The 25,602-nt window shown below is 56.1% G+C and carries 24 protein-coding genes; 16 read left to right on the top strand and 8 right to left on the bottom strand.

Features of this window, described 5'->3' with window-relative positions; all coding sequences use genetic code 11:
* The first annotated feature begins 99 nt into the window (after positions 1-99).
* From ACR0JR_RS09105 to ACR0JR_RS09080, 6 genes are read left to right on the top strand one after another with little or no spacing between them, the layout of a single operon-like run.
* The gene (locus ACR0JR_RS09105; RefSeq protein ID WP_480455901.1) at positions 100-1,587 is read left to right on the top strand and encodes an ABC transporter substrate-binding protein; all 1,488 of its coding nucleotides are present in this window, start codon (positions 100-102) and stop codon (positions 1,585-1,587) included.
* 19 nt (positions 1,588-1,606) lie between these two features.
* A complete protein-coding gene (locus tag ACR0JR_RS09100) occupies positions 1,607-2,626 on the top strand; it encodes a hypothetical protein (RefSeq protein ID WP_480455900.1) in 1,020 nt (339 codons plus the stop codon).
* 40 nt (positions 2,627-2,666) lie between these two features.
* Positions 2,667-3,614, top strand: a complete 948-nt coding sequence (locus ACR0JR_RS09095; protein ID WP_170703560.1) for an ABC transporter permease — start codon at positions 2,667-2,669, stop codon at positions 3,612-3,614.
* Positions 3,611-4,426, top strand: coding sequence for an ABC transporter permease (locus tag ACR0JR_RS09090; RefSeq protein WP_170541983.1), 816 nt, complete (start codon positions 3,611-3,613; stop codon positions 4,424-4,426). Before ACR0JR_RS09095 ends, ACR0JR_RS09090 begins: the two co-directional genes overlap by 4 nt.
* Positions 4,423-6,021 carry an ABC transporter ATP-binding protein gene (locus tag ACR0JR_RS09085; RefSeq protein WP_480455899.1) on the top strand — a complete coding sequence of 533 codons (1,599 nt, stop codon included), beginning with the start codon at positions 4,423-4,425 and terminating at the stop codon, positions 6,019-6,021. Before ACR0JR_RS09090 ends, ACR0JR_RS09085 begins: the two co-directional genes overlap by 4 nt.
* Positions 6,022-6,061: 40 nt before the next feature.
* Entirely contained in the window at positions 6,062-7,513 is a 1,452-nt protein-coding gene (locus ACR0JR_RS09080; RefSeq protein ID WP_480455898.1) for an aldehyde dehydrogenase family protein, read from the top strand.
* Here the strand turns inward: ACR0JR_RS09080 and pncB are convergent.
* Positions 7,510-8,802 (bottom strand): nicotinate phosphoribosyltransferase, encoded by a 1,293-nt coding sequence (gene pncB / locus ACR0JR_RS09075; protein WP_480455897.1) that lies wholly within the window; start codon positions 8,800-8,802, stop codon positions 7,510-7,512. The two genes, ACR0JR_RS09080 and pncB, sit on opposite strands and share 4 nt — an antisense overlap.
* A gap of 164 nt (positions 8,803-8,966) precedes the next feature.
* Between pncB and ACR0JR_RS09070 the strand changes: the two genes are divergently transcribed.
* Positions 8,967-9,497: a hypothetical protein gene (locus tag ACR0JR_RS09070; RefSeq protein ID WP_010438464.1), complete on the top strand. Its 531-nt coding sequence runs from the start codon at positions 8,967-8,969 to the stop codon at positions 9,495-9,497.
* A gap of 3 nt (positions 9,498-9,500) precedes the next feature.
* Here ACR0JR_RS09070 and pncA read toward each other — a convergent pair whose 3' ends face one another.
* Positions 9,501-10,094, bottom strand: coding sequence for a bifunctional nicotinamidase/pyrazinamidase (pncA, locus tag ACR0JR_RS09065; protein ID WP_480455896.1), 594 nt, complete (start codon positions 10,092-10,094; stop codon positions 9,501-9,503).
* Positions 10,095-10,190: 96 nt separating this feature from the next.
* Here pncA and trhO point away from each other — a divergent pair, with 96 nt between their 5' ends.
* Together trhO and ACR0JR_RS09055 are read left to right on the top strand one after the other, a co-directional pair.
* Entirely contained in the window at positions 10,191-11,096 is a 906-nt protein-coding gene (gene trhO / locus ACR0JR_RS09060; protein ID WP_480455895.1) for an oxygen-dependent tRNA uridine(34) hydroxylase TrhO, read from the top strand.
* Between the two features lie 64 nt (positions 11,097-11,160).
* Positions 11,161-11,661 carry a potassium channel family protein gene (locus tag ACR0JR_RS09055; RefSeq protein ID WP_120981283.1) on the top strand — a complete coding sequence of 167 codons (501 nt, stop codon included), beginning with the start codon at positions 11,161-11,163 and terminating at the stop codon, positions 11,659-11,661.
* Positions 11,662-11,667: 6 nt separating this feature from the next.
* Here the strand turns inward: ACR0JR_RS09055 and ACR0JR_RS09050 are convergent, their stop codons facing one another.
* A complete protein-coding gene (locus tag ACR0JR_RS09050; protein ID WP_170780267.1) occupies positions 11,668-11,997 on the bottom strand; it encodes a hypothetical protein in 330 nt (109 codons plus the stop codon).
* Between the two features lie 190 nt (positions 11,998-12,187).
* On the opposite strand from ACR0JR_RS09050, the gene betB reads away from it, so the two are divergent.
* From betB to ACR0JR_RS09035, 3 genes are all read left to right on the top strand, one after another.
* Complete coding sequence (gene betB, locus ACR0JR_RS09045) at positions 12,188-13,642, top strand: betaine-aldehyde dehydrogenase (RefSeq protein ID WP_480455894.1); 1,455 nt, start codon at positions 12,188-12,190, stop codon at positions 13,640-13,642.
* Between the two features lie 120 nt (positions 13,643-13,762).
* Positions 13,763-16,204: a GcvT family protein gene (locus ACR0JR_RS09040; protein WP_480455892.1), complete on the top strand. Its 2,442-nt coding sequence runs from the start codon at positions 13,763-13,765 to the stop codon at positions 16,202-16,204.
* Positions 16,201-17,553, top strand: a complete 1,353-nt coding sequence (locus ACR0JR_RS09035) for an MmgE/PrpD family protein (protein ID WP_480455891.1) — start codon at positions 16,201-16,203, stop codon at positions 17,551-17,553. The genes ACR0JR_RS09040 and ACR0JR_RS09035 overlap by 4 nt, the downstream gene beginning before the upstream one ends.
* A 119-nt stretch (positions 17,554-17,672) precedes the next feature.
* On the opposite strand, the gene ACR0JR_RS09030 is transcribed toward ACR0JR_RS09035, so the two are convergent.
* Genes ACR0JR_RS09030 through ACR0JR_RS09010 form a run of 5 tightly spaced genes read right to left on the bottom strand, consistent with a single transcriptional unit; the run spans position 17,673 to position 22,291 of the window.
* Positions 17,673-19,820, bottom strand: a complete 2,148-nt coding sequence (locus tag ACR0JR_RS09030; protein ID WP_480455890.1) for a hypothetical protein — start codon at positions 19,818-19,820, stop codon at positions 17,673-17,675.
* On the bottom strand, positions 19,817-20,686 hold the full coding sequence (gene motA, locus ACR0JR_RS09025) for a flagellar motor stator protein MotA (RefSeq protein ID WP_480455889.1): 870 nt from the start codon (positions 20,684-20,686) through the stop codon (positions 19,817-19,819). The genes ACR0JR_RS09030 and motA overlap by 4 nt, the downstream gene beginning before the upstream one ends.
* A 46-nt stretch (positions 20,687-20,732) precedes the next feature.
* Positions 20,733-21,326, bottom strand: a complete 594-nt coding sequence (locus ACR0JR_RS09020; RefSeq protein WP_480455888.1) for a MotE family protein — start codon at positions 21,324-21,326, stop codon at positions 20,733-20,735.
* Positions 21,323-21,784, bottom strand: coding sequence for a hypothetical protein (locus tag ACR0JR_RS09015; protein WP_480455887.1), 462 nt, complete (start codon positions 21,782-21,784; stop codon positions 21,323-21,325). The genes ACR0JR_RS09020 and ACR0JR_RS09015 overlap by 4 nt, the downstream gene beginning before the upstream one ends.
* Before the next feature lie 9 nt (positions 21,785-21,793).
* Entirely contained in the window at positions 21,794-22,291 is a 498-nt protein-coding gene (locus ACR0JR_RS09010) for a flagellar basal body-associated FliL family protein (protein WP_480455886.1), read from the bottom strand.
* A 119-nt stretch (positions 22,292-22,410) separates the two neighbouring features.
* Here ACR0JR_RS09010 and fliF point away from each other — a divergent pair, with 119 nt between their 5' ends.
* From fliF to fliP, 4 genes are read left to right on the top strand one after another with little or no spacing between them, the layout of a single operon-like run.
* Entirely contained in the window at positions 22,411-24,000 is a 1,590-nt protein-coding gene (gene fliF, locus ACR0JR_RS09005; protein WP_480455885.1) for a flagellar basal-body MS-ring/collar protein FliF, read from the top strand.
* Positions 24,000-24,596: a FliH/SctL family protein gene (locus tag ACR0JR_RS09000; protein WP_480455883.1), complete on the top strand. Its 597-nt coding sequence runs from the start codon at positions 24,000-24,002 to the stop codon at positions 24,594-24,596. The genes fliF and ACR0JR_RS09000 overlap by 1 nt, the downstream gene beginning before the upstream one ends.
* Positions 24,589-24,876 carry a FliM/FliN family flagellar motor switch protein gene (locus ACR0JR_RS08995; RefSeq protein ID WP_170541930.1) on the top strand — a complete coding sequence of 96 codons (288 nt, stop codon included), beginning with the start codon at positions 24,589-24,591 and terminating at the stop codon, positions 24,874-24,876. The genes ACR0JR_RS09000 and ACR0JR_RS08995 overlap by 8 nt, the downstream gene beginning before the upstream one ends.
* Complete coding sequence (fliP, locus tag ACR0JR_RS08990; RefSeq protein ID WP_170541926.1) at positions 24,873-25,601, top strand: flagellar type III secretion system pore protein FliP; 729 nt, start codon at positions 24,873-24,875, stop codon at positions 25,599-25,601. The genes ACR0JR_RS08995 and fliP overlap by 4 nt, the downstream gene beginning before the upstream one ends.
* The last annotated feature ends 1 nt before the right edge of the window (position 25,602 follow it).

The following is a 25,602-nucleotide window of genomic DNA, read 5'->3' as shown; positions in this document are numbered from 1 at the left end:
CGCCAACAATCCCTTGATTGACCCGGGGTTTCTGGCAGGATCGGTCTCAGAACGATCCGTAGTCAGCGGAATAGTCGTATAATGTGGGGAGAGATTTTCATGACAAAGCAGCGCTTTCGCTCATTCGCGTCGGCCTTGGCCCTAGGTGCCAGCCTGTTTGCCACGCAGGCTCTGGCTAAATCCGACATCACCATCGCCATGCAGCTAGAGCCGCCGCATCTGGATCCAACCAGCGCCGCCGCTCAGGCAATCGATTCGGTTGTCTACACCAACATCTTCGAAGGTCTGACCCGCTTTATGGGCGATGGATCGGTTGTTCCCGGGTTGGCTGAAAGTTGGGAGATTTCGGATGACGGAACCGTCTACACATTCAAACTGCGCGATGGTGTGACTTTTCATGACGGCACCACGATGGAGGCCGAGGACGTCAAATTCAGCCTCGACCGGGCGACTGCGGAAGACAGCGCCAATGCACAAAAGGCTCTGTTCGCTGGGATTGAGACTGTCGAAGTTGTAGATCCTCTGACCGTACAGGTGACGTTGAAGGAACCGAACGGTAATTTCCTCTTCAACCTTGCCTGGGGTGACGCGGTCATCGTTGCTTCGGAAAGTATCGAGAATATTAAGACCAACCCGGTTGGCACGGGTGCGTTCACCTTTGCCGATTGGGTGCAAGGGGACAGCATCACCCTGAAGCGAAATCCCGACTATTGGGGCGATCAGCCCGCGTTAGAGACTGCAACGTTCAAATTTATTTCGGACCCGACCGCCGCCTTCGCCGCCATGATGGCCGAGGATGTGGACGTGTTCGACAATTTCCCTGCGCCCGAGAACCTGCCTCAGTTCGAGGCCGATCCGCGCTTTCAGGTCCTTGTCGGTTCGACTGAGGGTGAGACAATCTTATCGACCAACAACAAACAAGAACCCTTTGATGATATACTCGTGCGGCAGGCCCTAGCCCATGCCATCGACCGGCAAGCCATCATCGACGGCGCGATGTTCGGTTATGGCACGCCCATCGGCACCCATTTCGCGCCGCACAACCCGGCTTATGTTGATCTGACTGGTAATTCGGCCTACGACCCCGAGACAGCTAAGGCCCTTCTCGCCGAGGCCGGATATCCCGACGGGTTCGAGACTACGCTGCATCTGCCACCGCCCTCTTACGCTCGGCGCGGGGGTGAGATCATCGCTGCTCAGCTGGCCGAGATTGGCATCAAAGCCGAGATCATCAATGTGGAATGGGCGCAATGGCTGGAAAGCGTGTTCAAAGGCAAGGAGTTCGGCCTGACCATCGTCAGCCACACCGAGCCGATGGATATCGGTATCTATGCGCGTCCTGACTATTACTTCCAATATGACAGCACCGATTTTCAGGCTTTGATGGACACGCTGAATTCCACCACCGACCCTGATGAACGCGCTCGTCTGTTGGGAGAGGCGCAGCGCCTGATCGCAACCGATTACGTCAACGGGTATCTGTTTCAGCTTGCCAAGCTCGGGGTTGCCAAGGCGGGTGTTCAGGGTCTGTGGGAAAACGCGCCCACCGCAGCGATCGACCTGACTGCCATCAGCTGGGACGAATAGACCCTAGGGAGGTCCGTGCATGGTCAAGTCAATCTTCGTCGCTCTTACCCTCGCGGCGCAGATCGCTATTACACCTGTTGCTCGGGCCGACTCATCGCTTGGCCAGGCGGTTGAGTTGTGGCTGCAAGGCGACGATGAGCAGGCCCTGCCCATGCTGGCAGAGCTTGCCGCTGAAGGTGACGTAGAAGCGCGCTTGTTACTGGGTCGGATCGAAACATTGGATCTGGGGCCGTCGCCATATCGTCAATCGCTGGGACCCAAACAGTCGCGAAAGCTTTTTCGCCAGAAAGATTGGTCGGCCTTTGGGCAGTCGTGGTTAACGGTCGAGGCACGCGCTGGAAACGAGTTGGCGCAAACCTTACTCCAGGCCAAGCATCCGAACCCCGATCTTGAGCTGATCGCAAAACTCAACGCTCTTGGCGAGCATCAGGCCACGGATTATCCAACACGCATCGTGGCTCTGTATGGTAACGCCAGCATGCGTGAGACGTTGCAGGCCAACGATCAAGTCATGCAGGCCTTGAAACCCTACTTGGCCTACCTGTCCCAAACTCCAGAACCACGCGGAGACGGGCTGGCCGCATTGCGCCATATTCAACCTGATCCGGTCGACGCAAGTTCGGACCAGGCGCTGGGTATGGCGGGTCTGCTGGCGCTTGGGTTAGGGTACGGCGATATCTCCCCGGACAACCCATGGCGTCAATCGGTGGAAAACTGGCTGATGTCTTCGGAAGAGACACACCCCATTGCCCAACTTTGCAATCAGCAATGTACCGATGACGCTCCGGCCTGCGCTTTTGCATTTTTGACACTGACGGGCGGGTATTATGAGGCCATCCGGATCGACAGCCCGCTTGAAACGGTGATCCCGCAAGATGAGTTTCTGGATAGTCCGCGCGCCCGGCTGATGGTCCTGCGTCGCGCGGCGCTGGCTCGTACCGAAACCAATCTTGAATGGCTGTCAGAGACCGAACCCGCCGCCAATCTCTCGGCCTGTGCGATCAAACTGGTCAACGACGAACGACAGGCCTACGAGTAGGTGCTGGACCCGCGCAATCCAGACACTTAACCTGTTACCAATGCTACGTTATGCCCTCAAACGCCTGCTGTCGCTGATCCTGAGTCTGGCCGTCGCATCGGTTGTCATCTTCGCGGTGATCGAGATTGCGCCCGGTGATCCGGCGTCGTTCATGCTGGGTGTGAACGCGCAGGCAGACACTTTGACCGCATTGCGGGCTGAATTGGGTCTCGATGTCTCCAAAGTCGAACGGTATTTCAACTGGGTCGGCGGGATGCTGGTTGGGGATTTCGGCACATCCTACACTTATCGTACGCCGGTGTCGCAGATGATTACGGATCGACTATGGGTGTCGTTGCCGCTGGCGTTGTACGCACTGACCCTGTCCACGCTTATTGCGTTTCCCGCTGGTATCTATGCAGCGGCACGGCGTGGCAAACCGGGTGACCTGGCTGTAATGGGCGCAACGCAACTCGGGATAGCAGTGCCGAACTTCTGGTTTGCAATGATGCTGGTGCTGATCTTTGCGATCAATCTGCGCTGGTTCAATGCCGGCGGGTTCGCGGGTTGGGAAAACGGCGTCTGGACAGGCCTGCATTCTCTGACCCTGCCTGCGATCGCCCTAGCCCTGCCACAGGCGGCTATTCTTGCGCGGGTCATGCGATCGGCATTGCTGGACATTCTGGCCGAGGATTTTATGCGTACCGCCCGCGCCAAGGGCCTGTCACGCCGTCAGGCACTGTGGCGACACGGGGTGCGGAATGCTCTGATTCCTGTGCTGACGATCATCGGGCTCCAATTTTCCTTCCTGCTGGCAGGCTCAATCATCATCGAACAGGTTTTCTATCTGCCAGGCCTCGGACGGCTGGTGTTTCAGGCGATTTCTGCACGTGACCTGATCGTAGTGGAATCGGTCGTCATGTTGCTGGTCTTCGCCGTCATCATGGTGAACTTTTTGGTCGATTTGGCCTATGCCGCCGTCGATCCAAGACTGAGGAGCAGGACATGAGCCGCAACCTGATCCTTGGTGCCGCACTGTCCTCGCTGGTGCTTCTGGCAGCGCTCGTATCGTTTGTCTGGACGCCATATGACCATGCCGCGCTCAATATTCCGGCCAAGCTGCAACCGCCAAACGCGCAACACTGGTTCGGCACCGATCATTTCGGGCGCGACATGTTCTCGATGATCATGGTCGGCGCTCGTACCTCGATTGCGGTAGCGTTGGTGGCCGTCGGGATCGGCATGGCGCTGGGCGTCCCCTTGGGCCTGACCGCTGCCGCGCGCAAAGGATCGTGGCTGGACGAAGTCATCATGCGCGGCAACGATCTGGTCTTTGCATTCCCCTCTCTTGTCATCGCCATTCTGATCACCGCTGTCTTTGGTGCCGGGGCCATCAACGCGATCATCGCCATTGGTATCTTCAACATCCCTGTCTTTGCGCGCATCACCCGCGGTGCTGCCCTGTCGCTGTGGGAGCGCGAGTTCATCCTCGCCGCCCGCGTGTCAGGCAAAGGGGCGGCACGCATATCGGCTGAACACATCCTGCCCAATGTCGCCAATCTGCTGATCGTTCAGGGAACGATTCAGTTCTCTCTGGGTATTCTGGCCGAGGCCGGGCTGTCTTATGTCGGCCTAGGCGCGCAACCGCCCACACCAAGCTGGGGCAGAATGCTGGCCGACGCGCAGACTATGGTCAGTTTTGCCCCACATTTGGCTCTGATTCCGGGTTTGGCGATCATCGTGACGGTTCTAGGTCTGAACCTTCTGGGTGATGGCTTGCGCGACTGGTTGGACCCTCGGATACGGGTGGCCCGCGCATGAGCTTACTTGAGATCAAGGACCTTTCGCTAACCATTCACGGCACTCAAATCCTGAAACGGATCAACCTATCACTTGCGCCGGGGAGGATTGTGGCTGTGACGGGCGAGAGCGGTTCAGGCAAGTCTTTGACCGCCCTTGCCGTGATGCAGTTGCTACCCAACGGGGCTGATGCGGAAGGGGTGCTGCAGCTTGACGGTCAGAACCTGCTGAATCAGTCAGAAGCAGAGATGTGCGCCCTGCGGGGTGCCGCTATCGGAATGGTTTTCCAAGAGCCGATGACTGCCTTGAACCCGGTCAAGACAATTGGCGACCAGGTGATGGAGACCATCCTGATCCACAAGACCATGCCCCCCGCCCAGGCGCGCGAACGGGCCGAAGAGGTTTTGGCGCGGGTCGGATTGCCCACCGACCGGTTCCCTATGACACGCTTTCCGCACGAGCTGTCGGGTGGGCAGCGTCAGCGTGTGGTGATCGCCATGGCGATTGCGTTGCGCCCCCGGTTACTGATCGCTGATGAGCCGACAACGGCGCTGGACGTGACGACGCAGGCACAAATCCTCGACTTGCTCAAAGGGCTGGTGACGGAATACGGCATGGGTCTGCTGATGATCACCCATGATTTGGCAGTGGTTGCTGGCATGGCGGATCAGATCGTGGTTATGCGGCATGGCGATGTGGTTGAAACCGGCGCAACTGAACATCTGCTACGCCATATGCAACACCCCTATACCCGCTTGCTGTTCGAGGCTTCGGGGCATCAGGTCAACCTGCCGGTAGCCCCAGAGCCACGGCCATTGCTGGAAGTCGACAAAGTGGTTCGGGACTACCGCCTGCCCAGAAAGCGCTTGTTCGATGCACCTGGCCATCACCGGGCCGTCGATCAGGTTAGCTTTACGCTGAACCGAGGGGAACGATTGGGGTTGGTTGGTGAGTCCGGCTGCGGAAAATCGACCCTAACACGGGCGATATTGGGTCTCGAAGAGGTGCAACAAGGCCGAATATCTCTGGATGGTCAGCCTGTATTTACAGGCCATAAGCCCAATCTGGCAGTACGTCGCAAGATGCAGGTGGTGTTTCAGGACCCCTACGGCAGTTTTAATCCGCGCCACAGGGTTGCGCGCCTGATCACCGAGCCGTTTCACCTACTCGAAACCCCGCCAAACGGGTCCGAACGGCAGGATCGCATTGCCGAAATGCTTACTGCGGTTGGCCTCAGCCCGGATGACTCAAGCAGGTATATCCACGAGTTTTCGGGCGGGCAACGCCAACGGATCGCCATCGCCCGTGCGCTGATCATCCAGCCCGAGTTGATCCTGTTCGATGAGGCTGTCTCGGCCCTCGATGTCTCGGTACGCGCCCAGATCCTCGATCTTTTGGTCGAGCTTTGTGAGGCTTACGATCTGACATATCTGTTTATCAGCCACGATCTGAGTGTGGTTCGTACGATAACCGACCGCGTGTTGGTGATGCAGGCCGGCAAGATTGTCGAGCAGGGTGAAACCGAGCAGGTCTTTATCCAGCCACAGCACCCTTACACGCGAACCCTAATTGATGCAGCGCCCAGTCTGCCAGAGATCGGACAGGGGGCTGCATGATCCAAAAGTACTTTATTAGAGCCTGTTTAAGGAGTTTCTGATGTCTAATCCCCTCTGGTTCGATCCCAGCCTGTGTCTGATTGGTGGTGAATGGAAAACACCTGCTTCAGGGCAATGCTTGACGCTTGTTAATCCCTCGGACGGCTCTGAAATCTGCCAGATCGCAAGGGGTAACGAACGCGATATAGATGCTGCGGTGCAGGCCGCCCGTTCTGCGCGCGATGATGAATGGGGTCGCATGACCGCGCTGGAAAGAGGGCGTGTTCTCACCCGGTTGGGGCAACTGGTTCTGGAACGGGTCGATGATCTGGCACAGCTTGAGGCGATGGATGTCGGCAAACCGCTGACCCAGGCGCGGGCGGATGCCGTTGCCTTGGCGCGCTACTGTGAATTCTACGGCGGTGCTGCTGATAAAGTGATGGGCGAGACCATTCCCTACTTGGATGGTTATACGGTCTACACGCTGCGTGAACCGCATGGTGTGACCGGCCATATCGTGCCGTGGAACTATCCGATGCAGATCATTGGCCGCTCGGTCGGGGCGGCGCTGGCGATGGGCAACGCCTGCGTTCTGAAACCGGCGGAAGAAGCCTGCCTGACCGCATTGGCCTTTGCGCACCTGGCGACACAGGCGGGCTTGCCACCCGGGGCCTTGAATGTGGTGCCCGGACTGGGAGGCGAGGCAGGCGCGGCCCTGTCGGCGCATCCGGGTGTGGATCACATCTCATTCACAGGTTCGGTCGCGACGGGCGCGTTGGTTCAGCAGGCGGCGGGTCGAAATGTCGTTCCGGTGACACTGGAATTGGGTGGCAAGTCGCCGCAACTTGTCTTCGATGATGCCGATCTGGATGCGGCCCTTCCGTTTCTGGTGAATGCGGGCATTCAGAATGCGGGCCAAACCTGCTCGGCCTCGTCTCGCATTCTGGTTCAGCGGGGCGTTTATCAACAGATCAAGTCCCGAATGTCAGAGGCATATGGCGAGCTATCCGTGGGACCGGCGATGAACGATCCGCGCGTCGGGCCGTTGATCTCGGAACGGCAAAAACAGATCGTAAACGGTTTTCTTGAGAAGGGCGCGGATTTGACCATCGCCGGACAGGGGCAAATCGTGGAAAACGCCCCAGAAAATGGGGCTTATGTCCTGCCCACACTCTTTGCTGACGTCCCTCCTGACCATGTGCTTGCGCGGGATGAAATATTTGGCCCGGTTCAGGTTTTGATACCGTTTGAAACCGAGGAAGAGGCTCTAAGCATAGCGAATAGCACCGACTATGGCCTTGTCGCCAGCGTCTGGACGCGGGATGGGGCACGCCAGATGCGACTGGCCAAGGGGCTGCAGTCGGGACAAGTCTTCATCAACAACTATGGTGCGGGCGGCGGTGTTGAGTTGCCTTTTGGAGGTGTTGGTAAATCCGGCCACGGCCGCGAAAAAGGCTTCGAAGCGCTGTACGGGTTCTCACAGCTTAAGACGGTCGCTGCCTATCACGGCTAAACGATCACCTCGATCGCTTTCTGCGCTCCGACGCCAAAAACCCGCTTGTACCGCTCAATCTGATCTGTTGGCCCCATTGCCTTTTCCGGGTTGTCAGACAGCTTCACGGTTGGTTTGCCATTGGCGGACACTGCCTTACAGACCAACGAGAAGGGGGCCAGCGCGTCATTTGGAACAAGCCCGCGAAAATCGTTGGTCAGCAGAGTGCCCCAGCCAAACGATACGTTAGTCTGATCAGCAAACTGGGCGTGCAGCTCGCGAATTTTGTCCACGTCCAATCCGTCCGAGAAGATAATGCGTTTCTGAGTGGGGTCTTCACCTCGAGATTTCCACCAATCAATTGCAATTTCGGCCCCGGTTGCAGGATCGCCGCTGTCGATACGTATTCCTGTCCAGCCTGCCAGCCAGTCGGGAGCGCGGTCCAAAAACCCTTTGGTGCCATAGGTATCAGGTAGAATAATACGCAGATTACCGTCATGTTCTTCATGCCAGTCGCTAAGCACATCATATGGCGCTTGGGCGAGCGCAGCGTCATCTTCAGCCAGAGCCGAATAGACCATGGGTAATTCATGTGCATTGGTGCCGATAGCCTCTACTTCGCGGCGCATCGCAATCAGGCAGTTGGACGTACCGGTGAAGGATGATCCCAAACCTTCGATCATCGCCTGCACGCACCAGTCCTGCCACAGAAACGAATGCCGCCGTCGTGTGCCGAAATCCGCAATCCCCAGCCCCTCAATGTTGCGAAGCTGGGCGATTTTTTCCCAAACGCGTGTCATTGCGCGGGCATACAGTACCTGAAGCTCGAACCGGCGCATCCCGTTTAGAACTGCGCGCGAGCGGAGTTCCATCAGCACAGCCAATGCTGGGATTTCCCACAACATGACCTCGTGCCACTTGCCTTCGAAGGTCAGTTCATACTGATCGCCTTTGCGTTCCAGATGATAAGGCGGCAGACGCAGATTTTCGAACCACTCCATGAAATCAGGGCGGAACATCTGGCGTTTGCCATAGAACGTATTGCCGCGCAGCCAGGTGCTTTCACCTCGGCTGAGACTGAGGGATCGGATATGATCCAGCTGTTCACGCAACTCACCTTCATCGATCAATTTGGCCAATGGAACGTGATTCGACCGGTTAATGAGCGAAAAAACCACGTCTGTTTGGGGCTTATTACGAAACACTGACTGGCACATCAGCAGTTTGTAGAAGTCTGTGTCTATTAATGACCGCACAATTGGGTCAATCTTCCATTTGTGATTGTAGACCCGCGTCGCGATGTCGACCATGGGGACCTCCTGCGATTTCCGTTGTTAGATCAATCAGCGCGCTGATTGGCAAGAGTCGCCGGATTGGTAACAATGCCCATGACAAGTCACATTGCGGGCATATTATGAGTGTCCTTCACGCTTTAGTGAGGGGGTGGGGATGGTTGAGAGGTTGAATTTGGTGAATGAGTCTCGAGTACGACTTTGACATAGTGGCGATTGCTCCGGATGAGGTTGATCCGGAACATGGACACACAGCGGTAACAGGGCGACCCCCGGTGCGCGCGCAGTTCAGGAATATCAAGACTGCAGATGCCTTGCGGGCAGCTTCGCCTAAAATACGTCGCATATTTCTGGAATCTGGCTTCAGTCTAGATACGGTGAGTGACAATCGGTCCACCGGATATTACCGGCCCGAGGATTCCGAGAATCGCGTCGTAATTCTGAAACGGCTTTTTGCAAACATTCGGAACATGGGTGTTCAGGGCGAATATTGCGGCGAGTTTGATTTTCATCACTTCCTGGCGCACATCAGGGCAGCTAAGCCCGGTCATGTTCTCCGCCCGGCACCTGCGCGACCTTTACAAGCCCAAAGCCCCGAGTCGGTACGACCGGAACGGCGCACCCTGGTTGGGCGATTGGGATTTGCGTTGGGGCTGGCTGTGATTTTGTTTGTGTTGCTGAAGCTCCTGGCGGAGTACGGCGCAGCGAATTGATCCTCAGGCCAATTTGACACCCGCTTCGCGCATTGATTTCTCGGCGGCTGATAATGATCCATCCATATCTATCGCACGGCACAGACCGGTTCTGATAGTAACGTCAAATCCAAGATGTGCCGCATCTGCCGCCGAATAATGGACGCAGAAATCTGTCGCCAGTCCAACCATCGTCAACTGTTCGATCCCACGCGTCTCAAGATAGCCTTTCAGACCAGTCGGAGTGGAATGATCATTTTCGAAGAATGCCGAATAACTGTCGATGTCGCGGCGAAAGCCTTTTCGGATGATCAGGTCGCCATCGGTACGCAGGTCCGGATGAAAGGCCGCGCCATCCGAGCCTTGAACGCAGTGATCAGGCCACAGGACTTGTGCGCCGTAGGGCATCTGGATCATTTCGAACGGGGATTTGTCGTCATGTGAGCTGGCGAAAGACGAATGCCCCGCCGGATGCCAATCTTGCGTCAGGATCACCGCATCGAAATCGTCCATGATCGCGTTGATCGGAGCGACGATTTCATCGCCACCCGCAACGGCGAGTGCACCTCCCGGGCAGAAATCATTCTGAACATCGATAACGAGCAGCGCGTGGGACATGTTGGTCTCCTTCAGTTACATAATCGGTATGGCGCGCAGCAGGGATCGTCAATGCTGTCTCTTGTGTGTTTTCATCAGGCGCATTAGATCGCGCACATGTACACAATCGCTGCCCTTTACCATTTCACACGCTTCCCTGATCCTGACGCGTTGCGCCCTGCCCTGCACGAGCTTTGCCGCGCGCAATCGGTCAAAGGTACCCTGTTGCTGGCGCAAGAGGGGATTAACGGCACCATAGCCGGCCCCCGCGCTGGGATTGATGCGGTGCTGGCGCATATCCGCGCGCTTCCGGGTTGCAACAATCTGGAATGGAAAGAGGCAACCGCGGACCACCCACCATTTGGTAAGATGAAGGTGCGTCTGAAAAAAGAGATCGTGACGATGGGGCAGCCCGATGTCGACCCACGTGCCAGTGTCGGAAACTATGTTGAGCCCGAGGACTGGAACGATCTGATCCGCTCGGACGATGTGGTGGTGATCGATACGCGCAATGACTATGAAGTTGCAATCGGCACGTTCGAAGGCGCAATAGATCCAAACACGGCAAGTTTCCGCGATTTCCCAGCTTGGTGGGAAGAAAACAAAGAGAGATTTCACAACAAGCGTGTCGCCATGTTCTGCACCGGCGGAATTCGATGTGAGAAGTCCACTAATTATCTGCTGGGACAGGGCGTCGAGGATGTCTACCACCTGAAAGGTGGCATCTTGCGCTATCTCGAGGAGATGCCACGCGAAGACAGCACGTGGCAGGGTGAGTGTTTTGTCTTCGACAATCGCGTTTCAGTTGGTCATGGGCTGGTCGAAGGCCCACACAAGCTTTGCCATGGCTGCCGCCGCCCAATCCTGCCTGAAGATGTAAAGCGCCCTGAATACGAACATGGTGTATCTTGCCATCGATGTGTTGATGAGACGTCCGAACAGGACAAGGCACGGTTTCGCGAGCGGCAGAGACAAATCCAGCTGGCCCGCACGCGAGGTGAGGAACATCTGGGGTCAGATTGAATTCATCTTGCAGGCTATGTCGAAAAACGGATGATGCCTTTGGGCCTGCCTGATGGAGCGGAATGTGACTCACGAACCCAGAACCCTGGAAGAATGGAAATCCACCCTATTGGCAGCCTTAGGGTTGGTTCTGGCTAGTTTCCTCGCTTGGTACGGTTTGTCGCGTCTGAATGAAACCACCGCAGGTGACACGATCGGTACGATTGCATCGGTTGGGCTAGTGGTCTGGATGGTTTCTCAATCCTACTACTACATAACCCAGGTGAAATCCCCGCGCAGGATACTGTTTTTGATGGGGGTGTCCTTCATTCAGGTCGTGCCGTTCCTATTTGCCGCGGTCTACGGTGCCTTTGGCTATGAGGATCATTGTGTTGTCGGCGCCAAAGGACCGGCAGATATTCTGTATTTTTCGTACGTTACCTTCACCACGGTCGGATATGGCGACATGTCCCCAACAGGCCTATGCCGTGGGTTGGCCGTGGCCGAGGCGGTTACGGGCTATATCCTGTTGGGCATGTTTGTAGCCGCAGCCGTGGCGCTATACGCGCGCAGCCATAGCAAGTAGACCAGCTTATTTGTTGTGATCGATCCATCGAGACATCAATTGTCTGTCGCGGAAACACTCGGATGGGATCGGACGCCGTTTAGTGCGCGAAATACGCTCCGCAAACGCAACCTGCTTGCCCGTTGGGTAGTTTGCGAAAGGCGACGGGTCATGCGGCTTATGGGCCGATATCCAGTCTGATAGTGATTTACGGTCGTGTTGCGCTTCGACAGGAATCTCAAGCGCGGACTTTTGTGCAATCGCGCGGGCATAGCGCATCTGCCGATCTGTCACAGGCAACAGGTGATAATCGTTTGACGTGCCGCCAAGTGCGGCTTTTCGCATGTTCTGGGCCATCGGGGTTATCCTCTGACTATGTGGAACATAAATAGAACATTAACCTTTCATTTCAAGAGAAGGCCATTTGGATTCGGCGAGAACCTGCCAATCGCTGGATTTATTGACTGGTCAATCAATGAAAGCTAATTCTGTCATCAACACACACCTCCCCTTGCACAGGGGTGATCCGAAAAGAGAAGGATTCGGCATGAAATTTCAGCCCAAGGCCAGCCATTTCATCAACGGCGAATATGTTGAAGATACCAGAGGCACCCCAATCGACGTTATCTATCCAGCCACCGGTGAAGTTATCGCGCGGCTGCATTCTGCAACACCTGAAATCGTAGAACAGGCTCTAAACAGTGCAAGATCGGCTCAGGCAAGCTGGGCCGCCATGTCGGGCACGGAACGGGGCCGGGTCCTACGGCGTGCGTCAGACATCATGCGGGATCGCAATCGGGCGCTTTCAGTTCTCGAAACCCACGACACCGGCAAACCACTGCAGGAAACACTTGTGGCGGACGCGACCAGCGGCGCAGATGCTTTGGAATATTTCGGTAGCTTGGCAGGGTCTCTGACCGGCGAACATATCCCATTGGGGGGTGGCGATTTCGTTTATACGATCCGCGACGCATTGGGTGTCTGTGTCGGCATTGGCGCGTGGAACTACCCGACCCAGATCGCCTGTTGGAAAGGTGCCCCAGCGCTGGCTTGTGGCAACGCGATGGTTTTCAAACCGTCCGAGACCACGCCTCTGTCGGCCTTACAGGTGGCCGAAATCTTGATTGAGGCGGGCGCGCCAGAAGGTATCTACAACGTGGTGCAAGGCTATGGTGATGTCGGGGCCAGCCTGGTTACCGATCCGCGTGTGGCCAAGGTCTCGCTGACGGGGTCGGTTCCAACAGGCCGTAAGGTCTATGCGGCTGCAGCCGATGGCATGAAACACGTCACCATGGAGCTGGGCGGGAAGTCCCCGATGATCGTTTTCGATGATGCAGATCTCGACAATGCGGTCTCGGGTGCGATCTTGGGCAATTTCTATTCTTCGGGGCAGGTTTGCTCCAACGGTACGCGCGTCTTTGTACAAAAGGGTATCAAGGAAGCATTTCTTTCGCGTTTGTCCGAGCGTCTGGACACCGCGAAAATTGGTGATCCGCTGGATGAGGAGGTCAATTTTGGCCCGATGGTCAGCGAAAACCAGATGAATATTGCGCTGGGCTATGTCGAAAAAGGTAAAGCCGAGGGTGCGAGGTTGGTCTACGGCGGCGACAGGATCGCAGGTGACGGGTTCTACATGCAGCCCACAGTTTTTGCCGACGTCACCGACGATATGACAATCGCACGAGAAGAGATTTTTGGACCTGTGATGTCGGTGCTGGATTTTGAAACCGAAGAAGAGGTGCTGGCGCGTGCCAATGATACCGAATTCGGTCTGGCTGCCGGTGTCTTCACCAATGACCTGACCCGCGCCCATAGAATTGTGGCGGGGTTCGAAGCTGGCACTTGCTATATAAACACCTATAACCTCGCCCCGGTTGAGGCTCCGTTCGGTGGGTCCAAGATGTCGGGCGTGGGGCGCGAGAACTCGAAACTGGCGATCAACCACTTCAGCGAGATGAAGACAGTTTACGTTTCGATGAACGATGTCGAGGCCCCTTATTGATCAAAACCGGTCATTCAGGTTCTGTTCCCGACATTTCGCGTCGGGAACAGAGCATAACCTGACATATGGCTGTGGCTGACTTTCCTGAGAGCACTAAGTTCGCAGACAGGAGATCAGACCATGAAGACCCACGCTCAGGCCGTCGTGATCGGAGGAGGATTGGTTGGCTGCTCAATCCTCTATCATTTGGCCAAGCTTGGTTGGACCGACGTGGTTCTGTTGGAACGCGATGAGCTGACCTCGGGCTCGACTTGGCATGCGGCAGCGAACATCCACGGCCTGCATGACAACAACAACATCACCCGCATCCAGCACTATACGATGAACCTGTACAAAGTGCTGGAGAAGGAAACCGGGCAGGGCTGTGGGGTTTTCCAATCTGGTTCGTTGTATCTGGCGCAAACCGAAGATCGCGAACATCAGCTACGTCTGCAGGAGGCGAAAGCTCGGTTCTACGGTTTGAACTTTTATGAGATCAGCCGCGAACAGGCGAGTGAACTTCACCCGTTGGCGCAGTTTGACGACATCCGTTGCATCATGTTCGAACCCGATGGCGGCAATGTCGATCCGTCTGGGGTTACCCACGCCTACGCTGCGGGTGCGCGGGAAATGGGGGCCACAATTGAGCGGTTTTGCCCTGTAATAGGGACTGAACAGCAATCCGATGGCTCTTGGATCGTGCGCACGGATAAGGGGGACATTCACACTCGATGGGTTGTGAATGCGGGGGGCCTGTGGGGGCGCGAAGTGGCTGCAATGGCGGGCATCGAACTGCCACTGCAACCGACCGAGCATCAGTACTTCGTCACTGAAGCCATCGACGAAGTGGCTAATCTGGGGCGCCGCCTACCGTCGATCGCTGACCGGGATGGAGAATATTACTTCCGCCAGGAAGGCAACGGCCTTCTGATCGGCGCCTACGAGAAAGACATGCGGTTTTGGGCCGAAGACGGCACGCCGCTGGATTTTGCCCATGACCTGTTCCCAGACGATCTGGACCGGATCATGGAAAATGTCATCCGCGCCACAGAACGGGTACCGGTCGCTGCCACGGCGGGCGTCAAACGGGTGATCAACGGGCCGATGATCTGGTCTCCTGATTCAAACGCAATCTGGGGCCCAGTGCCCGAGCTGCAGAACTATTTCTGCTGCACCGGCATCATTCCCGGTTTCTCGCAATCGGGCGGGCTGGGTCTGCTGTCTGCGCAATGGATGATCGAAGGCGAGCCGCAATACGACATGTTCGCCTGGGATCTAGCCCGGTTCGGCGACTGGGCCGACAAGGCCTTTACCAAGGCGCGGGTTGAGGATGTATATACTCACCGTTTCGCCATCCATTTCCCCAATGAGGAGCGCAGCGCGGGACGCCCCGCGCGCCTGCGCCCCGCCTATGAAATGCAAAAGGATATGGGCGCGGTCTTTGGCTTGAACTGCGGCTGGGAACATCCGCTGTGGTTTGCCGATCAGCCCGGTGTACAAGAAACCAATGGGTTCACCCGTCAGAACTGGTGGGAACTGGTGGGCCGCGAGGTGCAGATGCTGCGCTATCATGTGGGTGTGATCGACATTTCGAACTTCGCCAACTACGTCGTGAAAGGCCCAGGTGCTTATGACTGGCTGGATCGTCTGGTGGCCAACAAGGTCCCGACCGAGGTTGGTCGTTCGTGCCTGACGCCCCTGATTTCGGTTCGCGGCGGCGTGGCTGGTGACTTTACCATCACCAAGGTAGCTGATGAAGAGTATATGATGATCGGCTCGGGTATGGCCGAGCGTTATCATCAGCGGTTTTTCAACATGATCGGCTTGCCCGAAGGCACCACGCTTGAGGTCGCCACCGATCGCATCGCAGGCTTCAACGTGGCTGGGCCCAAGTCGCGCGAATTGTTACAGCGGCTGACCAATGCAGACCTTTCAAACGACGCGTTCCGCTTTATGCGCTCGCGCACCATCGAGGTGGTGGGCGTAAATTGCCTGGCCATCCGCGTCAGCTTTACTGGTGATCTGGGGTGGGAGTTGCATTGCGCGGAATCAGATCAAACCAGGCTCTATTCAGCGCTATTGGAGGCCGCAAAAGACCTGAGCGGTGGCCCGGTTGGCGGTCGCGCACTGGGATCTTTGCGCATCGAAAAGGGGTATGGCTCGTGGGGGCGAGAGTATTCTCAGGAATACTGGCCACAAGAGGTTGGCCTGTCAGGTCTGATCAAGTTGGACAAAGAATTTCTGCACAAAGATGCTTATCTACGGGTCAAGGATAACGCCCCGCGCGAGGTACTCTCGATCTTCGAGGTCGATGCGGACGAAGCCGACGCCACTGGCGGCGAACCGATCTTCACCCCCGACGGTACCCCGGTGGGCAGGGTAACTTCCGGCGCATATGGGTATTCGGTCGGCAAATCCCTGGCCCTGGGTTACGCCAACCCCAAAGCCGCAAAACCCGGAGACACGGTCGACATCTTCATCCTTGGAAAACCACACAAAGCTAAATTCCTTTCAAAGCCACCGTTCGACCCCGCCGGAAACAGATTACGCGATACGAAAGCCGTTGCGGAGCCAGTGAAATGACCAACGTTTTTGACCGGGTTGCCGAGTTTGCTCTGAACTGTACCGCCGAAGACATTCCCGACACAGCCCGCGAGACAGCTGCGTATTTGTTGCTGGATACGATGGGTGTTCTGATCGCTGCAGGATCGATGCAGGCCGGTGGGATCGCCCGGGATACCGCAGCGTTGCTTTTTGCAAGTTCAGAGCCTGATTTTAGTGCTCGGATGCTGTTCGACGGGCGGCGCGTCAGTCTTGCAGGTGCAGCTTATGCAACTGCCAGCCAAACCGATAATCTGGATGCCCATGACGGGTTCAATCCCGTCAAAGGCCACATCGGAGTTGCCATTGTTCCGGCGCTTGCTGCGTTGGCCGAACAATGCCCGGATCTGTCGGGTCGTGAGGCTCTGGCGGCTATGATCATCGGGTATGAAATCGCGGGTCGGGCTGGCCTGACCCTACACGCAACGGTCAGTGACTATCACACTTCCGGTGCTTGGAATGCGCTGGGCGTCGCTGCTGTGGCGGCGCGTTTGCGCCGTCATGCCCCAGATCAACTACGACAAGCGTTGGGGATTGCGGAATTCCACGGGCCACGCAGCCAAATGATGCGCGAGATTGCAAATCCAACAATGTTGCACGACGGTTCCGGTTGGGGTGCCCTGGTGGGGCTGTCATCTGCCATCCTGGCCGAGCGCGGATTTACCGGAGCACCTGCAATCACGATCGAGGCGAAAGAGGCTGTTCCATTCTGGGACGATCTTGGCCGGGTCTGGCAAGTTGAGCAGCAATATATCAAACCCTATCCAATCTGCCGTTGGGCACATGCATCAATTGACGGTGTTCGGATGCTGATGCAGGAACACAAGCTGACATATCAACAGATCGCAGCCATCCGCATCAACAGCTTTAGAGAAGCAGCTTGTTTGTATTCTGGCCATCCTCTGACTACCTCACAAGCTCAATACTCGTTGCCATTTGCTGTAGCGGTTCAGGCAGTTCACGGCCGCATTGGCGTGGAACATATCTCGGGCGAAGGCCTGTCCGATCCAGTGGTCGCAGAGATCACAAGGCTGATTAAGGTCAAAGAGAGCCCACGTCACTCTGCCCGTTTCCCAGCAGGACGATGGGCAGATGTCGAGATCGAGAACCTGGACGGATCTGTTTATCATTCAGGTGATATCAACGCGCGCGGTGGTCAGGAAAATCCCCTGAGCAAACATGAGATCACCGATAAATTCACCGAATTTGCAGCGCCAGCTGTGGGTGGCGATCGGGCCGCCCTGATCCTTGCGGCCACATTGAATTTGACCCAACCCGGGTCGAGCTTTTCCAATCTGTCTGCCCTGATATACGACCCACCCGCATGTTGATACAGCACCACGCCGAATTAAATTACATGATCGAGAGTCGCCAAGTTAGAGACTGATATAAGGTGTAAAACGAATGACCAACTCTGAAACAGCATAACCACTGGGCGCTGCGGGTCCGATCAATTCAATCCGCCTGTTTGCACGATTTCAAGCATATCAGAAATTTGCGCGCGGGCATTGGCGCTCTCCTTAATAAGCGTTTTGGCATCTGCCAGAGGTTTGTCAGATTGCCGTTCAATCGGTTGATCTAACGATATTCTGATTCGATTTAGATCGCTGAAGACATTCGAATCCTCGGCATCAATCTCATTCGTGCCCGCCAACCAGGATAGGCGGTCGGCAGCCTCGATCGGACCAGTTTCTCTTAACAATTCCGCCGCGGCGTAGAAGTTTTGCACCCGCGCCAAAGCTTGAGCCCGCAATACTCGCGCGTCGTCCGAGGGATCTTCAGACAATTCCAGCAAAGCCTGGCGAGGATGGTCGCTTAGTAGAGCTGAACGCGCCCGAATCCGGGCACGCTTGATAGCAAGGTTCTGATCGCCTGACGGGTCTGTCCATTCCCGGGCAGCGCTCGAAAACCCAAGATTGACCAACCTATGCGCCACCGATGTGGCCGTATCCACGCTCACTGTAATGCGAGTTTTCTCCTCCAGTCCGATTATGTAGCGTAGGAAGGTGATGTCATCCGCCCGCTCAGCAAGCAGTTGCAGCACCTGATCTCGCGTGCGGCGCCAATCCTTATCGTCAGGTGCATTTTGGATATGATGCATGGCACTATCGAACTCCTGCGACATCGACAACGCGAGCACATGAGAGCGCGCCATCATGGGCCCGAGTTCGGAGTTTCTGAGTTCACGTGCGTAACCTGCCGCTAAATCGAGATTTTTGGGTGGTATCGAACCCCGATCGGCCCATCTTTTTTCGATCAACCGCGCCAGCGCCAGAGGTGCTTCCTCAGAAGCACTTGGGGTGGCTATGACATCAGTCAAGTGAGCATTCGCAGTATCTGCATTGCCTTCGGCATCGGCGATCGTGGCCTTGGTCAGGGTCACGTCGGCCGTTTCAGCTGTCATCACTCGGTCTACCGAACGCAAAATACGCCGCGCTGCTTCCAGCCGCCCGGCTGTTGCCAGCAAGTCTGCCAGAGTCGACCCGAGTTGCCGCCTAAGGTGTTCGGGAAGCCGGTTGAAGGCTTGCTCGATTATGTTCAGCTGTGCCTCCGGTGCCAGTTTCTCCTCGGCCAGAAGTGCCCATAGCGCTGCAGCGCTTTCGCAGCTTTGTTGACCCGCGAATGAGTGCGGTTCAGACGCAGTCAAACCATCGAGAGTAGACGCCATCGCCGAAACACGTTGTTGCTCTGCCGTCGTTCCTGGCAGCAGATTTAACACCTGCAGCGCTTCGGCTCCGAATCCATAATATGTGTACAGCTTGGCCAGATTCAGGGCCTTTTCCTGATCGAGTCGATCAAATTCCTGGAATAGCCCCGTTCGCAGTTGCGCTACCTGCACCACAAATGGTTCGGGGCCTGTCCAGGAGTCGAACTCCAGCTCGGCATCGGTGATACATTCAAATTTGGCATCGAATTCCGGAAGTTCCAGATTTTCGAGACCCCGGGCGTGGTCCAGAACCGAAGACAATCGTAAGTTGGGCGCTTGTGCGCTTGAAGCTCTCAAAGGTCCAAAACGAGCGGATTGTCTGCGCCCAATACCAGCAAGTGTGAGGTCAATAACCTCACGATCTGCGCTTTGTAATATGCGGGATATCAGCTCGTCCTCAAAGTTTTGATGACTCATTTGCAACAAGGGCAACGCCAGCGCAGTTGCAGGGATGTGTGCTGGAGGCGGAGCTTGTTTTGCGATGTCCGGGTGAAGGTCTGTCACCACGTCGACTTTTGGAACCGCAACTGGAATGAATTTACCGGGCGAGATGTCCACGACCACCATAGTTTGTTGATGCAGAAATGCGGTGGCGACACATTCACATCCAAAGACCATCTTCAGAGCTCCACCTGAACTAGCCTGAGCTAGAGACTGAAGTCTTTTGCTGGTCAGCCGGTCAAATACGGTTCCGGTATCGAATGTGGCGCCTTTGATAGCAATATTCAGATCAGCACCGCGTTCGTTTGGAGTCATAACCCAATCGGTGCCGGCAGGCACTTGTATCACCAGACGCGTGTACCCATCGTGTTCGCCCGAGCGAACACGCAGCACCTGCGCTGACACACTGGTGCCAAGGGCCAATAAAATTAATGTCAAAGTCCGTATCATTCAGCCGCCTGTTTGATTTCTTTCAAGGCCTCTTCAAGCTCTGAAAAATTTGGGCGGTTGTGGGTTGGCGTGTTTTGGCGTCCGACCTCGATGCACATCGCAGCGTTGTGATTGTGCAGATTCGCGACCAGAACCTCCTTGATGAGTTGATAAAAATGGTTGTCTTCTTCAACTACAGCTTTCAGTTTGCCAGCAAACGGACCGACCAAACCATAGGCAAGAAAAACGCCCAGAAAAGTGCCGACCAACGCGCCGCCGATGAGTTTTCCCAGCACCTCTGGCGGCTGGTCGATCGAACCCATGGTTTTGATAACGCCTAGAACCGCAGCTACGATACCAAGAGCAGGCAGGCCGTCGGCAACAGTTTGCAAGGCATGGCTCGAGTGCATGGCATGATGGAAATTTGCCTCCATCCGTTTTTCAAGCACCTCTTCGACTTGATGCGGGTCGTCATAGTTCATCGCGGCTGAGCGCATGGTGTCGCAGATCAAATCCACGGCTTCTTTGTCGGCTTGAATCTTGGGATAAGCTGAGAAAAGCGACGATTTTTCAGGCTCTTCGATGTGTTGTTCGGCCTCAACCGGGTTTGCGCGCGCGATCCGGATCAACGAGAACAACAGGCAAAGCAGATCACGATAATCTTCGGGCTTCCACTTCGCGCCTTTGAACACTTTGCCAATATCTTTCGCGGTGTGTTTGACCCCACCCATGTCGTTACTGATCATAAAAGCACCAATCGCGGCGCCTCCGATCATCATCATTTCATACGGTAATGACTTCATGATAATCGCCATCTTGCCGCCAGCGGCGAGATATCCGCCAAAAACCATAACGAAGATAACTGCAATTCCGATGAGTCCGATCATAAGTGATCTCCGGCGTTAAGGTGGGAGAAATGGTTGCCCATCAGCATTATTCCTGTGGGGCGCGGGCGTTGCGCCCAGCCATGATGACGCTGATTCCATAGGCGGCCTCGGGGCTGAGACCGGCCATCACATTGGCGGCAGCCTCCGGTGGCATGCGTGACAAGAATCCGGCGGCGAATACTGCATCCATCGTTTCGAACAAGGCCGCGGCATCCTTTGGTTTCATGCTTTGGTAAACGTCAGTCAGTTGCGTCAGGTCGCTTTCGGCGGCTGTTTCGGCAATAGCGACGGTCTCACGCAGCGACTCTTCGGCTTCCTGCAGCATGGCCAACCGGGTCTCAATAGCCTGATCTGCGATGTCCAGCGCGTGTTCTCGATCGACAATCATGCTCTCCCGCTGATTCAGTTCGACTTCGCGGCGTAGCAGTTCTGTTAGCAAAACTTGCAAATCCGCGGCGCTGGTCTCAATGCGCTCCGACTTGATTTGCTTTGCAAAGGCCGGATCAGTCCCACGCGCCACCGCAGGCCCAGCCTCAAGCCCGATCCGAATGATGGCAGACCCGATCATCAGCAAGGAGATGACGGTCAGAACTCCTCCGCGCGGGCGCTGGTCACAATTCTTTTTTCTTTGGCGGATCATTGGCCCGACCCGCTTGACGCTGCAGCATGCCGAAAGAACATCAAGCCCTCGGGCTTTGTTACGGGTTTTAGGGATATGGGCTCAGAACTTTCTGGAACAGTTTCTTCGACAGCGTCCACGTCAGATTTTTCCTGCGCGTGCTCTTCGGGCTGCTCAGGGCTTGGTTGGTCTTCTTTTACGACATCGTGCATCGAGGCCATCATCAGTTCCAATCGCTGCGCTACCGACTCTGCCCGTTCAGTCAAAGTCTGCAGGGCAACCCCGGACTCGTCGGAAGACTGACGGGCGCTATCGAGCGATTTTCGCAGCTCTTCCGCTTGGGCCGAAAGAACGGAAACCGCACCACCTACGCCCTTTTCAAGATCAGTAAATCGACGCAAACGACGCGCCAAAATGAAACAGTACAGTCCTGCCCCAAGCGCGCCTGCTACCAGCAGAATATCGGCAATCAGTTCCACCTTCGCCTCCTAATTCAATACAAATTCTGTCACCAGAACGTCGCGCACACGGCCGTCACCTACGACAATTCCTATACGTCGCAGCAGGTGCCCACGGATGCGCACCAAGGCGAGTGAATCTTCAAGGTCGTTCAGCTCGACCGCGCGTAGATAACTGTTCAGAACATCCATGATTCGCGGCTGCATCTTTTCAACCTCGGCGGCGTAGCCCGCGTTCACCTCGAGTTGTGCATGGAACTTGAGATGCCGTGAATCGCCTGCATTGACCGAAACGATCACCGGCGGCAGATCAACAAAGCTCACGTCTGGCAACGCCGTCGCTGGCCTTTTATTGCTATTGCTATCTTCTTCTTTTGCTTCGGCACCGCTACCAATTGGCAGTAAGCCAGAGGCGGTTATGAAATAGCCACCAACACCGCCTGCCACGGCCAGAATCATCCCAAGAATCAGGTCCTTTTTTCCTGATTTTTTAGGGGTTTCCACTTCGTCAGCTGTTGCGTCGGTCATGCCGTCCTCATGAATCTGTTCGGCAACTGTCATAACCCCGCAGGGACTAACCGATTGTTAAGGGAAATCGTCCAAACAGGGGTTGAGCCGAGCAGAATGTCGGTGAGCCGGAGGTGAGTGTGCAGCAGATCGGAACTGTCTGGGCAAGTTTGGACAAGCGCAAACAAATTTTCGTGGCCGGTGCGGTAGTGCTGGTGTTTCTGGGCGTGCTTGCGATGTCACGGATTGCGACGGCACCGTCGATGACGCTGTTATATTCAGGTCTCGAAAGCGGTGCGGCGGGTGATATCGTGCGATCGCTGGATCAGCGCGGTGTTGCGTATGAAATCCGGGGTGGTTCGATCTATGTACCGGGCTCGCAACGGGATGAGTTGCGCATGACGCTGGCCAGTGAAGGACTGCCAGCAAACGGCAACCGCGGATACGAGTTGCTGGACTCACTCAGTGGATTTGGCACGACGTCGCAGATGTTTGACGCTGCTTATTGGCGGGCAAAAGAGGGCGAGTTGGCCCGCACGATTGTCGGCAGCTCACATGTCAGCCAGGCACGCGTACACATCGCCAACGGTTCGGCCAACCCGTTTCAACGTAGTGTTGCGCCAACCGCTTCGGTATATTTGGTGCCATCGGGTGCGCAGGTCACAGGAGATCAGGCCAAGGCGATACGGTTTCTGGTGGCGTCAGCTGTCAGCGGGCTTGCACCAGAAAACGTCACCGTAATCGATTCGAACGGCGCTGTGATCGGAGCACAGGAATCAACCGTGGCCGCTGATACTGCAGACGACAAAGCACGCCAGTTGCGGGAAAAAGTTCTTCGACTTGTCGAAGCACGCGTCGGGGCCGGTAATGCCGTGGTCGAGGTCAGCGTGGATACGGAGACCGAAACCGAGTCGATCCGTGAGCGCCGCTTCGATCCTAAAGGTCGCGTAGCGATCAGTACGGATGTTGAAGAACGGTCTGACAGTGCGCGAAATCAGTCTGCAGACGTGACCGTGGCGTCAAATCTGCCGGATGGGGATGGTGCTGGCGGGGACGAATCCAATTCAAATGCCACCCAGACCCGCGAGCGGGTGAATTATGAGGTTTCCGAGACCGAACTCGAGGTTCACCGAGCGCCGGGCGCCATCAAACGTCTGACCGTTGCAGTGCTGATCAACGGTGCCCGAACGGTTGATACAGAAGGGGTCGAACGATTTGAACCCATTCCGCAGCCAGAGCTTGACGCATTGGAGGAACTCGTTTCCTCAGCCGTAGGTTATGATGCCGAACGCGGTGACGTCATTACCCTTAAATCGCTTGATCTACCTGTTGTTGAGCCGCAGGGTACATTGGTGTCGTCGTCGGTCTGGCAGAAGATTCATCTTGATGCCATGTCGCTGGTTCAGATGTTCGTTTTGGCACTGGTATCCCTTGTTTTGGGTCTGTTTGTCATACGACCCATTTTGACACAATCTGCTGCACCTGCGTTGCTACCGGCAGGCATACCGCCGGAAGCGGAGCCTGCAACTTACTTGACGGGAGAGATCGCAAATGGTGATGCGCAAGAGTTCACATCACTTCCTGAGACCGCTCAGACAAATGTTCCGGTAATAGCCAGCGCCCATGGTGAAGACCCCGTCGACCGATTGCGCGCCATGATCGGTGACAAACAGGAAGAGACGGTTGAGATCCTGCGAAGCTGGCTTGAAGAAGGTGAGGAGAGGGTGTGATGTCTATCGTTCATCTCCTTGAGGATTTCACCGCCCCAGCAGCAGGTGTCGCCGTTCATCTCTTGGATGAAGAGGCATTGGAAGAACAACGCCTTGCGGCCTTTGAGCAAGGCTATGGTGCCGGTTGGGAAGATGCGGTCGAGGCGCAGGAACAGGGTGGGGCGCAACTGAGCTCTGACTTGTCTGCAGCGCTAGCAGACCTGTCGTTTATCTATCAGGAGGCGTTAACCCGCATGACATTGTCGCTGGAACCGATGTTTCAGAGCCTGATACAGGTGGTTTTGCCCGAAACCGTCGAACTGGGCTTTCCCGCCAGATTGACTGAACAGCTTTGTGAGATGGCCCGGGAACAGATCGGGCAGCCGATGCTACTTACCGTTCCGGAAGGTGCCGCCGATCAGGTTCAGGCGGTTCTCCCACAAGATTTCACGCCTTTGCCGAAAGTTGTCGAGGACCCTTCTCTGCAGGCGGGACAGGCGCGTTTGCAAGTGGGCACCGCCTGTCGAGAGGTGGATTGTACCGCGTTGCTCGCGTCCATTGCCGCATCTTTCGACGCCTATCTATTTGAAGCAAAAGAGGCTCTGTCAAATGAGTGATCCCCAAGCTCCGAAATCCGAAAAGCCAAATCCGTTCGAAGCGGTTCCGATCGAAGTCACAGTTTCGGTTGGTCGGGCGCGACCTTTGATCCGTGATCTGCTGAACATGGGCGAAAACGCTGTTCTGGCGCTGGACAAACGCATTGAAGACCCCGTCGACCTGTATGTCGGGGACCAATTGGTCGCACGCGGGCTGCTGGAGGAAATGGAAGGAGATCAGGCTGGGCAGCTGGCTGTGCGGCTGACAGAGATCTCGGATCTGCAAAACGGGATCGGATGATGCGCCATCTGATCTGGCTGGCAATTCTGCTGGTCGTCCCCACCAGCGGCATGGCGCAGGAGTTGTCGCTGTCTATGGGCGAAGATGGATCGATTTCGGCCCGGACGATTCAGCTGATATTGCTGATCACGGTGCTCAGCCTGGCACCGGGTCTGGCGATCATGATCACCTGTTTTCCATTTCTGATCACCGTATTGGCGATACTGCGGCAAGGGATTGGGTTGCAGCAATCGCCGCCCAACATGCTGATTGTCAGTCTGGCGCTGTTTCTGACCTATTTCATCATGGAGCCGGTTTTCACCGAAGCGTGGGAAGTCGGCATCCAGCCAATGGTCGAGGAAACAATAGACGTGGAGCCCGCGCTGGAACGCGCGCTGGTGCCATTTCGCAGCTTCATGGCGGCGCGTCTGGATGTCGATACGTTCCAGGCGATGGCAGCATTGCGACCAGATGGCGCGGATTTGCGGCTGTCACCCGAGGCACCTCTGTCCGTTCTGATGCCTTCATTCATGCTGTCGGAGATTGCACGGGCATTTCAGATCGGGTTTCTGATATTTTTACCGTTCCTGATCATCGATCTGGTTGTTGCGGCGGTCCTGATGTCGATGGGTATGATGATGGTGCCTCCGGCTACGGTTTCCCTGCCGTTCAAACTGGCATTTTTCGTGATTGCAGATGGTTGGGCTTTGATCGCAAGCGCGCTGGTACGCAGCTATTCGCCCTGAT

It is taken from the genome of Ruegeria sp. AA3 (genome assembly GCF_056542905.1).
This window is presented reverse-complemented; position numbering and strand designations above follow the sequence as displayed.